The organism is Streptomyces sp. JJ66 (assembly GCF_019303495.1).
Lineage (GTDB): Bacteria > Actinomycetota > Actinomycetes > Streptomycetales > Streptomycetaceae > Streptomyces.
Genome location: NZ_JAEVFI010000018.1, coordinates 15,150 through 29,452, shown reverse-complemented (window position 1 = coordinate 29,452; position 14,303 = coordinate 15,150). Strand labels below are relative to the sequence as shown.

The following is a 14,303-nucleotide window of genomic DNA, read 5'->3' as shown; positions in this document are numbered from 1 at the left end:
CCGCCCGGCACGGCACCGCGTCGGGCCGGTGACCACCCTGCGCCTTCACCGCCCGGGCAACTACGAAACACACCGGCGCCCACGCGGAAGTCCGCGTACGGTGAGCACCCGTATGGCAGATCTCTTCACCAGCGCCGACAGCCAGTCCGCCCTCTCCTCCACCGAGGTCGTCGCCGCGCTACGGGCCGCGGGCTGTGTGTTCGCCGAGGACGAGGCAGACCTGCTGCTCGCCGCCGCCGCGTCCCCCACCGAACTGGCCACCCTCACCGAACGCCGCTGTGCCGGGCTTCCGCTGGAACAGGTGCTGGGCTGGGCCGAGTTCTGCGGTACGCGCGTCGTCGTCGAGCCCGGGGTGTTCGTGCCGCGCCGCCGCACCGAGTTCCTGGTCCAGCAGGCCGCCGCGCTGCTCCCCCGCACCGGGGGCGTCGTGCTGGACCTGTGCTGCGGCTCGGGCGCGGTGGGCGCGGCCCTGACCCGGGCGGCCCGGGGCGTCGAACTCCACGCCGCCGACGTTGACCCCGCCGCCGTGGCCTGCGCCCGCCGCAACCTGGCCCCCCTTAGCGGCCACGTCCACCACGGCGACCTCTACCGCCCGCTGCCGCCCACGCTGCGCGGCCGCGTCCACGTGCTCGTCGCCAACGCCCCCTACGTGCCGACCGACGCGCTCGGCCTGCTGCCCCCGGAAGCCCGCGACCACGAACCGCGCGTCGCCCTCGACGGCGGCACCGACGGCCTGGCCGTCCAGCGCCGCGTGGTGGCGCAGGCCGCGCGGTGGCTCGCGCCAACCGGTCACCTGCTGATCGAGACCAGCGTCGCCCAGGCCCCGGACACCGCCCGCACGTACCGTCGCCACGGCCTGACCCCCCGCCTCGTCACCAGCGACGACCTGCACGTCACCGTCGTCATCGGCACCCCACCGGGTAGCGACGGCCCCGGGGCGAAGGGCGGCGTCACGCCGGGCGGGTGACGGCGAGGTCGGTGACCGGCAAAGGCTCGGTCAGCAGGTCGCGGGGGTGGCGGGTGTAGCCGCCGGACTCCGCGCGGACCTCGAACGCGCGCACGGTCTCCAGCAGACGGGCCGGGGTGTTCAACGCGGCGGCGAGCGGGCCGTGCGGGGCGGCGGTCAGCACGTCGCACACCGCGCGCCAGCGGTCGGGGGCGGTGGCGTGGGCGCGGAGGTAGGAACGGGCGTCCTCGGCACGCAGGGGCAGCACCTCCACCCGGGCGGCGTCCTCACCCCAGCCGGGTACGGCCCGCACGGCGTCGAGCAGCACGGCGTCGGCCGGGCACAACAGCACGGTTCCCGGCGCGCCGACGGCCTGCTGGTGGGCAGCGAACGCGGCGAGCGTGGCGCGGAGGGCTGCACCGGCGGGGGCGGGGCCGGGGCGGGGTGCGGGAGCCGTGGGGAGTCCGGCGTCGTCGGCGTCCGGAGCCACGCCGGGGCGCGCCTCGTCCTCCCCGGCCGGGGGCGCGTCCTGGCCCACGTCCCGCCCCGCGCACGGCCGCACGTCCAGGGCCACTCCTCGGCCAGCCCCCAATCCCCCGTCCTGGCCCACGCCCCGCCCCGCGCACGGCCTCCCGTCCTGGGTCGCGTCCCGGCTCGCGTCTGGCCCTGCGTCCGGGGCAATGTCCCGGCCTGCGTCACGCTCCGCGCCCGGGCTCACGTCCCGGCCTGCCTCCCACCTCGCGTCCCAGCCCGACTCCGGCTGGGCGGGCAACTGCGCGGGCGGGGTGGCAGGGATGGGCGGGGCGGCGTCCAGGATCAGGACGAGGCTGCCCTCCCGCACCAGTTCCTCGGCCGCCGCGCGCGGCAGGCGGTACGCGGTGCGCAGCCACCCCGCCAGGACGCCGGGCGGGTCGAGGCCGGCCGCGTCGTCGCCGTGCGGGAGGGGCAGCCGGACCGGCACGGGGTCGCCCGGTGCGCGCTGCTCCAGCAGCCGCAGCACCAGGCTCACGCCCAGCACGGTCTTGCCCGCGCCCGTCGCGCCGGTGACCAGCAGGCGCGGCGGACGGCGCCCGGCGTACCGCTCCAGCACCGCGCACGCCCGCAGCGCGGGGCCCGCGGGCTCCGGGGCCCCGGCGGGCGTCCACGCGTACCGCACGTCCATCGGCTCGCGCCCGTCCAGCAGGCGGGCTCGCACGTCCCGCTCGACCCGGGTCACGGCCGGGGGCCAGCGGTCCGCCGCGTCCGACCGCCTGTGCCTCCACACCCACACCATGCCGCCGCACCCTACGCCGCGCCGCGCCCCCGGCCCGTCCCGCGCGCCGCCGACACGCGGCAAGGCCCGCAGGACGTCAACCCGGCTGCGCCGATCACCCCTTCGGCACGTCACACAGATCCCGGCAGCCCGGATCACCCCGGGCCGCACAGGCATCCGCCAGGTCCCTCCCACCGGTTTGCAGGCAACGCGTGCGTACGGACTCTTCTGTCTCAACTCACCCTCTTCCAGCGAACGTTCACGCGATGACACTGTCGAAGCACGGACCGTTGCACGTAGCATCCTCTTTCGATGCCGAGGACCCCTCGCCGTACGCACGGCGGCTACGCCGCACCCGTCGCGCACCGGTCCAGAAGCAGAAGTGCCCCAAACCCCCGAAGGGACGCACGTACACGCATGCAAGCCTTATTCTCGCTTAGCCCCCCGCCCCGGGGGCAGGGCGCAAGACCCCGAATATCGCTCGTTCTCCTGCTGGTCACCTCGCTGATCGCGGGGCTGCTCACCGCGCTCACCGCCACGGTCGGCGCCGCACCGGCCCACGCCGCCACCGTTGACCGCACCGTTCTGGCGTGGAACATGCAGGGCGGCGGCACGGGCCGCAACCCCGCCGCCAAGTGGGAGGACCTCAAGAACCCTCTGATGTCCCAGCCGGGGAGCGCCCAGGCGGACATCGCGCTCCTCCAGGAGGCCGGGCCCACAGAAGTACCGGCCAGCGCCAAGCACAAGGAAACGCTGACGCCCAAGGTCCTCCACGGCGAGGCCGAGCCCATCAACCAGGTCGAGCACCGCACCTGGAAGGTTTCGACGCAGCGGAACTACCACATCTACCGCATCGACTGGGACAGCGGCGGGCACCGGGTGAACCTCGCGATCGTCACCCGAGAAGAGGCCACCGAGACGGTCCTGGTCGGGCGGGTCTCCGACAGGCTGCGCCCGATGCTGGGTGTGCGCATAGGCAACGACGTGTACTTCACCCTGCACGCCAGTGCCAGCGGGGGCGGCGACGCGATGTCGCAGGCGCGCCGGGCCTGGGCCTGGGCGCAGGATGAGGGCTACACCATCATGGTCGGCGGTGACTTCAACCGGGAGCCGGATCAGCTCGGCGACCTCAACGGCCTGACCCTGAACAACACGGGCAAGAAGACCCACGTCGACAAGAACGGCGTGAAAAGGGAACTCGACTACGCGCTCGTAGGCGACCCCCATGGGCGGGACAGCATGCTCCCCGAGCGGATCGACGAACCGGGCCGCTACTCCGACCACACCCCCGTGCTGCTGATCTCCCACCAGGCGTGCGCCTGGAGAGCGGCGAACACCGCCCGCGCCAGCGGCGCACCGTCCCAGGCCGCACAGGCCGCCGACGCCGAGCAGTGTCAGGACGCGGTGGTGTCCATGGGCGACAGCTACATCTCGGGTGAGGCCGGGCGCTGGCAGGGCAACGGCTCCAGCGGCCAGTACAGCACCAAGGCCCGCCAGGGCTCCTCGTACGGCACCGACCGGGCCGCGTTCGACTGCACCGGCAGCGGGAGCGCCGAGAAGTGCGAGCACGACCCCAAGCGGGTCTACGGCGAGACCGCCGAGGGCAACGAGAGGTGCCACCGCTCGGATGTCGCGCCGATCAAGTCGCTCGGTGACGCGCTCGGCATCCCACGGGAGCGGCGCTTCAACATCGCCTGTTCCGGGGCCACCACCGAAGATGTCACCTCCCGAAGCTTCAAGGGCGAAGAGCCCCAGGTGGAGCAACTGGCCAAGCTGACCAGCCGGTACCGCGTCACGTACGTGGTGCTCTCCGTCGGCGGGAACGACCTGGGCTTCTCCGAGATCGCCCAGAACTGTGTGCTGGGCTACGAGGCCAACCGCCCCTGTAGCGCCAAGGGCCGCGAGGAGGTCGTCCGCAAGTACGGCGCGGTGCGGGAAGCGGTGAGCACCACGGTCGAGGCGGTCAGGGAGACGCTGAACCGCTCCGGCCAGCGCAATGCGAGGATCATCCTTCAGGGGTACCCCAACCCTGTCCCCTCAGCGCTGAACGTGCGCTACGAGAACAGGATGTGGATGCGGGAGATGGCCGGTGGCTGCCCGCTGACCGACCAGGACATCGACTGGCTGCACTACGAGGTCGTGCCCGGCCTGAACCAGCACCTCGCCGACGTCGCCGGGATGCACAAGGTCATCTTCCTCGACACCCAGTCCGCGTTCGCCGGTCACCAGCTGTGCGGGCAGGGCGCCGACCAGGCAGGCAAGGACAACACCCTCGACAACCCGCCCGACGCGAGGGTGACCGAGTGGGTGCGGTGGATTCCCGGCCTGGCCGACGGACTCCCCTGGACCCAGGGCGAGACGCAGGAGGCGGCACACCCCAACGCGTACGGGCAGCAGGCCCTGGGCACGTGCCTGCGCAAAACCATGGAGGCGTTGCCGAACCTCGCCCACGCGCGCTACTTCGCCTGCTACGGGGCGCCCGGCATGGGACCTGACCAGGTGCGGATCCACGAGAAGCACCCCTCGGCAACCCTCCTCGAGGGGGAGACCCACAGCATCGTGCTGCGCAATGCCACCAGCGGGGATCTCGTCGAAGCCGACTGGGGCGGCAACGGCGCCTACGTCCGGGGTGAGGAGGAGCGCGACACCGGCAAGCAGCGGTGGGACTTCACCGCGTCCCGGCCCGCCGGGCCGACCGTCGAGCAGCACTCGGACCAACCGCAGCCCGTCCTCGCCGACGTCACCGTCAAGTATGCCGACAGCTTCCTGTCCCACAGCGAGGACGGCAGGTGGGCGCAGCTGGCGAAGGGCGGTCGTGACGGCGTCACCACATGGGCCCTCTCCCTGCCCGATCACCGTGCAGCCGTGCAGTACTTCTACCTCCGCGAGCACGACGGCAAGCGGAAGGTGGCGGGCTGTCTCACCCAGAACCCGCAGACCATGACCGACACCGACCGCAAGAGCTGGCTCACCGTGGAACCCTGCGGCGAACGGTCCAACCAGTGGTGGTGGCTTGAGCCGCCGGGGCAGTTGCCCGGACCCCGCCTCAAGCCCCGCGGGTGGGACGACCAAAGCGGGGGGACCACCCCGGGGCCGATCACCAGCGACCAGCTGGGCACGTGCCTGGACGGCAACGGCCCCGGGCCTGGCGGCGCGCGCATGATGCCGTGCTCGCCCGGCGCGGCGGACCAGCAGTGGCGGGCCACCCCGCCCTCCACCACGCCCCCGGCCAAGGCGGCCGGTACCACGGCCACGGGAACACCGGCGAAAACGGCCGCCAGAGCCCGGACGCACACGCCCCCGACGCCGACCGCGGGCGGCGCCTTCTTCCTGGTGAACCCCGCCTCAGACAAGTGCCTGCGCTACGACGCGGCCGAGCACGAGGTGGCGCTCGGGCCGTGCGCACAGAGCCGTGACCAGCAGTGGGCCTGGCAGGGCCGCACACTGCGCTCCGTGGACAGCGGCCAGTGCCTGAAGCCCGGCCTCTTCGGAACGGTGGGACTGACCGACTGCGTCACCGTTCCCGACGCGCTCAAGGGCGGCATCGCACCCAAGGACGCGGACCGCGTCGCCCTGCGCTCCGCCACGGGACTGGCGATGGAGCTGCCGGGCGGTGACACCACCGCCGGAGCAAAGATCACCGGGGCGGCTCCGGCACCGGGCCAGAACCGTCAGATGTGGGACCTGCACGCCGACACCGGTCCCGACGGCATCTGGCGCCTGGCACCACGGCTGACCGGTTCCCGGCACCTGTCGTACAACGTCATCGACAAGGTCGCCGCACTCATGGACGCGGTGGCCGACAACAAGGGCGAACAGTGGCGCCTGGAACCGATCGGCGGCGGCTGGTACCGCGTCGTGAACAACCTCGACGGCACGGTCCTGACCGCCACCCGCTCCGGTGAGCCACTGGCGCTCAGGAAACGGGCCAACAACCTCGGGCAGTGGTGGCGCTTCGACGCCGCTTAAAACCGCTCCTGCCAGGAAACAGCCCGGCAAGCGCCCGGATGGTGGTGACACGGGCGGCCCCAGCCAGGGGCCGGCCCGTGTCATCGTTGTCCTTCATGGCCCTGTCTCCCGAAGCCACGGCGAAGTGCCAGTCGCTCTCTGGAGCGGATTGGGGGCGTGCTTGTCAGCGCTTTAAGACCGTCCCGGGGCGCTGGGCGTTCAGCTCAGCTGCCTCAGACCGGGCCCTCCGATGTGTCGGCGGCGGTGATGTGGACCTCGGTCGCACCGAGGATGCGTCCGTTGGCCTGAACCTCGATGCGGTGAGGCCCGGGGTGGATCGTGCGGACCGAAAGGCTCGCGAAGCGGTGTTGGCGTGAGAAGTGGACCGCTTGGCCCGCGGGAAGGTCCCGGACGGTCAGCTTGAACACCTTGCCCGCCTTGGGTCCGCGCACCCCCTGGTAGTGGACCACGTAATCGATCGCCGCTGTCGTTGCCTGGGCGGCGTGCAGGGTGAAGACGACAGTGGTCGCCTCCCCGACGGAGATGCTGGACGGTGAGCAGGCGAGGTCCATGATGTCGATCGGGGCCTGGTGATCGAACCCGAGCACCGCGAGAGCCTGCGGGTGTCCTCGTTTGACGAGCGTCCGCAGGCCGTGGCGCACGACGAAATCGCCTCGCGTGCTGCTGCGGGACCATCGCCGTGCGGTGTCGAGGACGAGGTCGGGGTGGTCCTTGCTGATGTCATTGAGGTGGTTCGCCACGGAACGGCGCACGTAGCGGGACTCATCGTTGACGAGAGCCTCCAGGAGCGCCAGCGCGGGAGCGGGATCGGCGACGAACCGGGAGAGCCGCTGTGCCCAGGGCAGGCGCGGACGCGTGCCCTCCGAGACAAGCCGCCGAACGTGTTCGTCCGGGTCAGTGGTCCACGCCCTGAGCTGGTCCATCGTGATCCCGTAGTGGGCGTCGACGAACGGGCGGATCGCGAACTCGGCGGTGTAGCGGGGGGTGAGCGCGGCCAGCAGCGGCAGCGCGATGTCGGGCCGGTCCAACAGCGCCGAGGCGACGTAGGCGTTGACGGGCATGGAAGCCCACCCCGCCAGGCCCCCACCGTCGAGGGCGGCACGGATTACGCGGTCAGCCTCTTCGGGGGACTCCGGCATCGTCGCCGTGAGGGCCCGGGCGATCCAATCGATACGGGCCTTCAACTCCAGGTCAGCGATACCGGTGCCCGCGAGCTGTTCGAACGCCGTCCGGTCGAACGAGGCCGAGGCACCCGCGAGGTCACCCGCGAGACGTTTGATGAGCTCCGGCGACAGTTCCTCCTTGAAATCGGCCATCTCAACGCCCGCCCACGGTCACGTCGAGGTGCCCGACCGCTCGCCCTGCAGGGCTCTCGGTCGGCGGGAGGAGGGGTTCGATGCTCTCCCCTTGTTCGTTCGGGAGCGGGGTGCGTATCAACCTGGACCTCATGGGCTCGACTCTGCCACGGGCCACTGACACGGTCCGGGCCTCAACATCTCTGGGCTGCCACGCCCCGGACTCTCACAGACGGGCCCTCTGCCGCCCGAGCAAGATCAACTAGGCCGGCTGAGCGCTCGGCGCGTGGTGGGGGACACGGTTGCAAGCGGGGTGCTTGCAGAAGTTAGCGGAGTGGGGCAGGGTGGGGGTATGGGTACTGGCGGCATTGGTGAGTTCCTGCGCGAACAGCGGCGCAACGCGCAGCTGTCGCTGCGGCAGCTCGCTGAGGCGGCCGGGGTCTCGAACCCGTACCTGAGTCAGATCGAGCGCGGGCTGCGCAAGCCCAGCGCCGAGATCCTCCAGCAGCTGGCCAAGGCGCTGCGGATCTCGGCGGAGACGCTGTACGTGCGCGCGGGAATGCTGGAGGAGCGGGCCGAGGCGGAGATCGACGTCACCGCCGCGATCCTCGCCGACCCGGCGCTCACCGAGCAGCAGAAGCAGGCGCTGCTCCAGATCTACACGTCGTTCCGGGCCCAGAACGGCAGCACACCCGACAGCGGCGGCGCAACCGGCGCCACACCCTGAAACGCCGAAAGGGACGCACCATGGCGACCAACACCGACTTCCGCAAGGTCCTGACCGACCCGACGCCGCTGTACTTCGCGGCCGGGGTGCTCGACAAGCTGCGCAGCGAGGCGCCCGAGCGGATCGCCAAGCTCCGCGAGACCGACCCCAAGACCGTGCAGGCGCGGATGCAGCAGGCGCTCGCCTCGCTCGACACGGACGTCAAGAAGTGGCGCGAGCAGGCGCAGACGCTGGCGCTGCAGGGCGTGGGCTACGCGGCCGAAGCGGCGGTGAAGGCCAAGGAGGGCTACGACGCGCTCGCCGAACAGGGCAAGGTCGCCGTCGAAGGCTGGCGCGGCCGCAAGGAGGGCGAGACGGACTCCGACTACGCGACGACGATCGAGCGTGAGCCGGTCACCGTGACGGAGCCGGTGGACGGCAAGACCAAGTTCTCCGAGCAGGCCGAGCCGAGCGAGCCCCCGAAGCGGGGCGCGGGCACCACCTCCACGGCCTCCGCGAAGTCCGCCACCACCACCCCGCCCACGCGCAAGGCGGCCGGGGACAGCGCGACCAAGGACACCGCCGCCAAGGACACCGCTGCCAAGGACACCGCCAAGGACACCGCCGCCAAGAGCGCCGGGGCGCGGAGCACGGCGAAGAGCGGGACGGCCAAGGGCGGCACGGGCGCCAAGGCGTCGGGGACACGCAAGACCACGCCCCCCTCGGCGTCCTGACCCACCGCCCCACCAGGCCGACGGCACGGCCGGGCACAGCCGGGTACGGCTACCTGCCCGGCCTCCGTGCCGGTAGCGTGGGAGGCCGGGTCGGCTTTGAACCAGGAGGATGAGCAGCGTGATTCTGTCCGGATTCAACACCCTGCTGACGGTGGTGTTCCTCGGGCTCCTGGTCCTCGCCATCTTCTGCTTCGTGGACGCCGTGCTGCGTCGCGAGGACGCGTTCCGCGCGGCCGACAAGAACACCAAGAACTTCTGGCTGATCCTGCTGGGCGTCGGGGTCGCCGTGCACCTGATCGGCGTTCCGGGGCTCGGCTTCCTGCTGACGATCGTCGTCGTGATCGCCAACATCGTGTACCTGGTCGATGTCCGTCCCGCGCTGATCCAGGTCGGCGGCGGGCGCGGCGGAGGCCGGTACCGGGGCAGCAGCAGCGACGGGCCGTACGGGCCGTACAACGGGGGGCGCTGAGCGGCCCGCCCGCGCCCGCGCCCGCGAGGACGCCGCCGAGCAGCGCCCCGCCCGCGCGCTCCCGGCCACGCACCGCGCGCTGGCCGACTGCGGCATGCCGTCCCGGCCGGGCCTGTGGCATGCCGTCCCGGCCGGGCCTGTGGCATGCCGTCCCGGCCGGGCCGCGCCCGTGAGCCGACGGTGACGCAGCCCTCCATCAGGCCGTCGGTGCGGAGCATCAGACTCCACTCACCACCCAGCCCGGCACGGGGACGGGCCCGGCGGCGCACGGCAGCGGGCCAGGCGCCCAGCCGCGGCCGCCTCGGGCAGCGAGCGCGGCCCCGTACCGGCCGGACCAGGAGCGGTACCGGGCAACCGCCCCCGGCACCCCCCGCCCCGGCGTCTGCCGGGAGCGATGTCCACCCCTGCACGTTCTCCCGCGCCCGCGGACGCGACTTCCGCGCGCGGGTGTTCCCTCCCGGGCCTGCCGTGGGCACGCCACCGGCTCCCCACCCGTCACAGGGTCACGCCCCGGATACGAGTGGAATACAGGACGAACACGGACACCGCCCTGATGAGCGAGGTTCACCTTCCGTTCACTCTCGACGGTCGGGCGCTTCACCTGTCCTGCCTAATTTCGGCCGTACGGAGGGTGTGCCACCTCGCGAGGCGCGGAGTTCACCCCCTAGCTGACAAGAGAACGTCCGCACTCCATCGCTTGCCGCTCCCCCACCGGCGGGCTCAGGAAGGAACTGAACCGAAGTGAAGCTTCAGCGCACGAACCGGCTTCGCGCCCTGTCCGTCGGCGCTATGGCAGTCACCAGTGCTCTGGTCCTGTCCGCCTGCGGCTCGGACGACAACACCGCACAGGGCGGGGACAGCACGGAGAGCGCCGCCGCCGGCAACATCGAGTGCCAGGGGGAGGGGAACCTGCTGGCCTCGGGTTCCAGCGCCCAGAAGAACGCCATCGACGCCTGGGTGCAGAGCTACCAGGAAGCGTGCCCCGACACGAAGATCAACTACAACCCGACGGGTTCCGGCGCCGGTATCCAGGAGTTCCTGCAGGGCAAGACCGCCTTCGCCGGGTCCGACTCCGCGCTGAAGCCCGAGGAGGTCGAGGAGTCCCAGAAGGTCTGCGAGGGGGGCAAGGCCATCAACCTGCCGATGGTCGGCGGCCCGGTGGCCCTCGGTTACAACCTCTCCGGTGTGGACAACCTCGTCCTGGACGCGTCCACCATCGCGAAGATCTTCGACACGAAGATCACGCAGTGGGACGACCCGGCCATCCAGGAGCTGAACCCGGACGCGGAGCTGCCCGCCACCAAGATCCAGGCGTTCCACCGCTCGGACGAGTCCGGCACGACGGACAACTTCACCACCTACCTGAACGAGGCCGCCCCCAAGGAGTGGCCGTACGAGCCGGCCAAGGCGTGGGCGGCGAAGGGCGGCCAGTCGGCGAACGGCTCGGCGGGTGTGGCCACCAACGTCCAGCAGACCAACGGCGCGATCGGCTACTTCGAGCTGTCCTACGCCACCGGCAACGACATCGACACGGTCGCGCTGGACACCGGCGCGGGTGACGCCGTCGAGGCCACCGTCGAGAACGCCTCCACCGGTATCGCCGCCGGCAAGATCGTCGGCACCGACGGCGACCTGGCCATGGAGCTGGACTACTCCACCGACGAGGCGGGCGCCTACCCGATCATCCTCGTCACCTACGAGATCGCCTGCGACCAGGGCAACGACGCCGGGACGCTGGAGGCGACGAAGTCCTTCCTGACCTACGCCGCGAGCGAGGACGGTCAGCAGCAGCTCGCCGACATCGGCTACGCCCCGATCCCGGACGAGGTCATCACCAAGGTGCGCGAGAAGATCGACACCCTCTCCTGACCCGAGGCCGGTGCGGTTCCCCAGCCCAGGGAACCGCACCGGCGTCCGGCGTCCCCGGCCAGTGACCCACCCGCAACCCATCCGGTGCACCGCCGCCAGGGACCGGTCCCCGCTCAGCGCCCGGCCCCGCACCAGACCGGAGTCATCATGGACATAGCCGACACCCTCGCCCCGCCGCCCCAGCGGGACCTACCCCCGCAGGCCAGCAAGGCGTCCCCGGGCGCCCAGCACCGCGGTGACCGCATCTTCCTGGGCCTCTCCCGTGGCTCGGGCATCGCCCTGCTGGTCATCATGGCCGCCATCGCGGCCTTCCTGACCTGGCGGACGATCAACGCCCTCGCCGTCAACGAGGGCAACTTCTTCACCACCTTCGAGTGGAACGCCAACGCCAACCCGCCGGTCTTCGGCATCGCCGTGCTGGCGTTCGGCACTGTGGTCAGCTCGATCATCGCCATGGCGCTGGCCGTGCCCGTCGCCGTCGGCATCGCGCTGTTCATCTCGCACTACGCGCCGCGCAAGCTGGCCAGCCCGCTCGGGTACGTCATCGACCTGCTGGCGGCCGTCCCGTCCATCGTCTACGGCCTGTGGGGCGCGCTGTTCCTGGTCCCGCACCTGTCCGGGCTGTACTTCTGGCTGGACGACTACCTCGGCTGGACCGGGTTCTTCAGCTACTCCGGCGGCGCCGGACGCTCCCTGTTCACCGTCGGCATCGTGCTGGCGATCATGATCCTGCCGATCGTCACCAACGTCTCCCGCGAGGTCTTCCTCCAGGCGCCGAAGATGCACGAGGAGGCCGCACTCGCCCTGGGCGCCACCCGGTGGGAGGTCATCCGGATGTCCGTCCTGCCGTTCGGCCGCTCCGGCGTCATCAGCGCCTCCATGCTGGGCCTGGGCCGCGCGCTCGGCGAGACGATGGCGGTCGCCACCGTGCTCTCGCCCAGCTTCGTCATCAATCTGAGCCTGCTCGACCCGGGCGGCGGCACCTTCGCCCAGAACATCGCCGCGGGCTTCAACGAGGCCGGGGACACCGGCCGGGACGCCCTCATCGCCTCCGGCCTGGTGCTGTTCGTCATCACCCTGCTGGTGAACGGCGGCGCCCGCCTGATCATCGCTCGCCGCAAGGAGTACTCGGGGGCCAACGCATGAGCAACGCCGTCCTGGACAAGACCCCCGTGGGCAGCGCCGGCTCCCCGTCCACCAGCCTCCGGCACGCCCGGCTGCCGCGCTTCGCGCCGCTGGGCATCGCCGTGCTGTCCGCCGCGCTGGGCAGCGGCATCGGCCTGCTCGGCGGCATGGACAGCAAGGCCCAGTGGGGCCTGATCGGCGCCCTGCTGTTCCTGACCCTCACCTTCGCGCTCACCACCGCCGTCGAAGGCGTGCGGCAGGCCAGGGACCGGCTGGCCACCAGCCTGGTGTGGGTGTGCTTCATCGTCGCCATCGTCCCGCTCGCCTCCCTGGTGTGGGAGACCGTCGCGCGCGGCATCGGCATGCTCGACGGGTACTTCCTGACGCACTCCATGAGCGGCCTGCGCGACCTGCAGCCCGGCGGCGGCGTCTACCACGCCCTCATCGGCACCGTGCAGCAGGTGGGCCTGGCCACGCTGATCGCCGCGCCGATCGGCCTGCTCACCGCGATCTACCTCGTCGAGTACGGCCGGGGCAAGCTCGCCCGCGCCGTCACCTTCTTCGTCGACGTCATGACCGGCATTCCGTCGATCGTGGCCGGCCTGTTCGTCCTCAGCTTCTGGATCATCCTGCTGGACTTCGGCTACTCCGGCTGGGCGGGTGCCATGGCGCTGGCCATCTTGATGATGCCGGTCGTCGTGCGCTCCACCGAGGAGATGCTTAAGCTCGTCCCCAACGAGTTGCGTGAGGCGTCCCTGGCTCTGGGCGTGCCCAAGTGGCGCACCATCCTCAAGGTGGTCCTGCCCACCGCGATCGGGGGTATCACCACCGGTGTGATGCTCGCCGTCGCGCGCATCGCGGGCGAGACTGCACCGGTGATGCTGCTGGTGTTCGGCGCCGCCTCCATCAACAGCAACCCGTTCGAGGGGCCGCAGTCCTCGCTGCCGTACTACATCTGGACGCAGTTCAAGGCAGGCAACCAGTTCGCGTACGACCGGGCCTGGGCCGCCGCCCTCGTCCTGATCGGTTTCGTGATGCTGCTCAACCTGCTGGCCCGCGGCATCGCCCGCTGGAAGGCCCCCAAGGCCGGTCGCTGAGGCCCGGCAGACCCACGACGTGACACAGGCACCAGAAGAGAAGTGATCTGACATGGCCAAGCGCATCGACGTCAGCGGCCTCACCGCCTACTACGGCACCCACAAGGCCATCGAGGACATCTCGATGACCGTCGAGCCCCGCTCCGTGACCGCCTTCATCGGCCCCTCCGGCTGCGGCAAGTCCACCTTCCTGCGCACCCTCAACCGCATGCACGAGGTCACTCCCGGCGGGCGCGTCGAGGGCAAGGTGCTGCTGGACGACGAGTCCCTGTACGGGCCCGGGGTGGACCCGGTCGCCGTCCGCCGCACCATCGGCATGGTCTTCCAGCGGCCGAACCCGTTCCCGACGATGTCCATCTACGACAACGTCGCCGCCGGGCTGCGGCTGAACGGCAAGTACCGCAAGAGCGAGCTCGACGGCGTCGTCGAGAAGTCGCTGCGCGGCGCGAACCTGTGGAACGAGGTCAAGGACCGGCTGAACAAGCCCGGCTCCGGCCTCTCCGGCGGTCAGCAGCAGCGCCTGTGCATCGCCCGCGCCATCGCCGTCGAGCCACAGGTCCTGCTCATGGACGAGCCGTGCTCCGCGCTCGACCCGATCTCGACCATCGCCATCGAGGACCTGATCGGGCAGCTCAAGGAGCAGTACACGATCGTCATCGTCACCCACAACATGCAGCAGGCCGCGCGCGTCTCCGACCGCACCGCGTTCTTCAACCTCGCGGCGATCGGGCAGCCCGGCAAGCTCATCGAGATCGACGACACCGAGCGCATCTTCTCCAACCCCTCGGTGCAGGCCACCGAGGACTACATCTCCGGCCGCTTCGGCTGAGCCGGCGTCGCG

The 14,303-nt window shown here is 71.3% G+C and carries 11 protein-coding genes; 9 read left to right on the top strand and 2 right to left on the bottom strand.

Translation table 11 applies throughout. The annotated features are described in order from the left end of the window. Positions 1 to 112: 112 nt before the first annotated feature. On the top strand, positions 113 to 967 hold the full coding sequence (locus tag JJV70_RS14880) for a putative protein N(5)-glutamine methyltransferase (protein ID WP_219048440.1): 855 nt from the start codon (positions 113 to 115) through the stop codon (positions 965 to 967). On the opposite strand, the gene JJV70_RS14875 is transcribed toward JJV70_RS14880, so the two are convergent. Next, positions 951 to 2,162, bottom strand: a complete 1,212-nt coding sequence (locus JJV70_RS14875) for a hypothetical protein (protein ID WP_219048439.1) — start codon at positions 2,160 to 2,162, stop codon at positions 951 to 953. The genes JJV70_RS14880 and JJV70_RS14875 overlap by 17 nt on opposite strands. Positions 2,163 to 2,615: 453 nt before the next feature. On the opposite strand from JJV70_RS14875, the gene JJV70_RS14870 reads away from it, so the two are divergent. Beyond that, complete coding sequence (locus JJV70_RS14870; protein ID WP_219048438.1) at positions 2,616 to 6,167, top strand: GDSL-type esterase/lipase family protein; 3,552 nt, start codon at positions 2,616 to 2,618, stop codon at positions 6,165 to 6,167. Between the two features lie 212 nt (positions 6,168 to 6,379). Here the strand turns inward: JJV70_RS14870 and JJV70_RS14865 are convergent, their stop codons facing one another. Continuing rightward, positions 6,380 to 7,483, bottom strand: coding sequence for a DNA alkylation repair protein (locus JJV70_RS14865; protein ID WP_219048437.1), 1,104 nt, complete (start codon positions 7,481 to 7,483; stop codon positions 6,380 to 6,382). Between the two features lie 331 nt (positions 7,484 to 7,814). Between JJV70_RS14865 and JJV70_RS14860 the strand changes: the two genes are divergently transcribed. From JJV70_RS14860 to pstB, 7 genes are all read left to right on the top strand, one after another. Further along, a complete protein-coding gene (locus tag JJV70_RS14860) occupies positions 7,815 to 8,189 on the top strand; it encodes a helix-turn-helix domain-containing protein (protein WP_219048436.1) in 375 nt (124 codons plus the stop codon). A gap of 20 nt (positions 8,190 to 8,209) precedes the next feature. Then, positions 8,210 to 8,902 carry a hypothetical protein gene (locus JJV70_RS14855; RefSeq protein ID WP_219048435.1) on the top strand — a complete coding sequence of 231 codons (693 nt, stop codon included), beginning with the start codon at positions 8,210 to 8,212 and terminating at the stop codon, positions 8,900 to 8,902. 118 nt (positions 8,903 to 9,020) lie between these two features. Beyond that, on the top strand, positions 9,021 to 9,371 hold the full coding sequence (locus tag JJV70_RS14850) for a DUF2516 family protein (protein ID WP_219048480.1): 351 nt from the start codon (positions 9,021 to 9,023) through the stop codon (positions 9,369 to 9,371). A 741-nt stretch (positions 9,372 to 10,112) separates the two neighbouring features. Next, positions 10,113 to 11,240: a phosphate ABC transporter substrate-binding protein PstS gene (pstS, locus tag JJV70_RS14845; protein WP_219048434.1), complete on the top strand. Its 1,128-nt coding sequence runs from the start codon at positions 10,113 to 10,115 to the stop codon at positions 11,238 to 11,240. A gap of 147 nt (positions 11,241 to 11,387) precedes the next feature. Then, positions 11,388 to 12,386, top strand: a complete 999-nt coding sequence (gene pstC, locus JJV70_RS14840; protein WP_219048433.1) for a phosphate ABC transporter permease subunit PstC — start codon at positions 11,388 to 11,390, stop codon at positions 12,384 to 12,386. Then, positions 12,383 to 13,462, top strand: a complete 1,080-nt coding sequence (gene pstA, locus JJV70_RS14835; RefSeq protein WP_219048432.1) for a phosphate ABC transporter permease PstA — start codon at positions 12,383 to 12,385, stop codon at positions 13,460 to 13,462. Before pstC ends, pstA begins: the two co-directional genes overlap by 4 nt. A gap of 52 nt (positions 13,463 to 13,514) precedes the next feature. After that, positions 13,515 to 14,291: a phosphate ABC transporter ATP-binding protein PstB gene (gene pstB / locus JJV70_RS14830; protein ID WP_219048431.1), complete on the top strand. Its 777-nt coding sequence runs from the start codon at positions 13,515 to 13,517 to the stop codon at positions 14,289 to 14,291. Positions 14,292 to 14,303 lie beyond the last annotated feature (12 nt).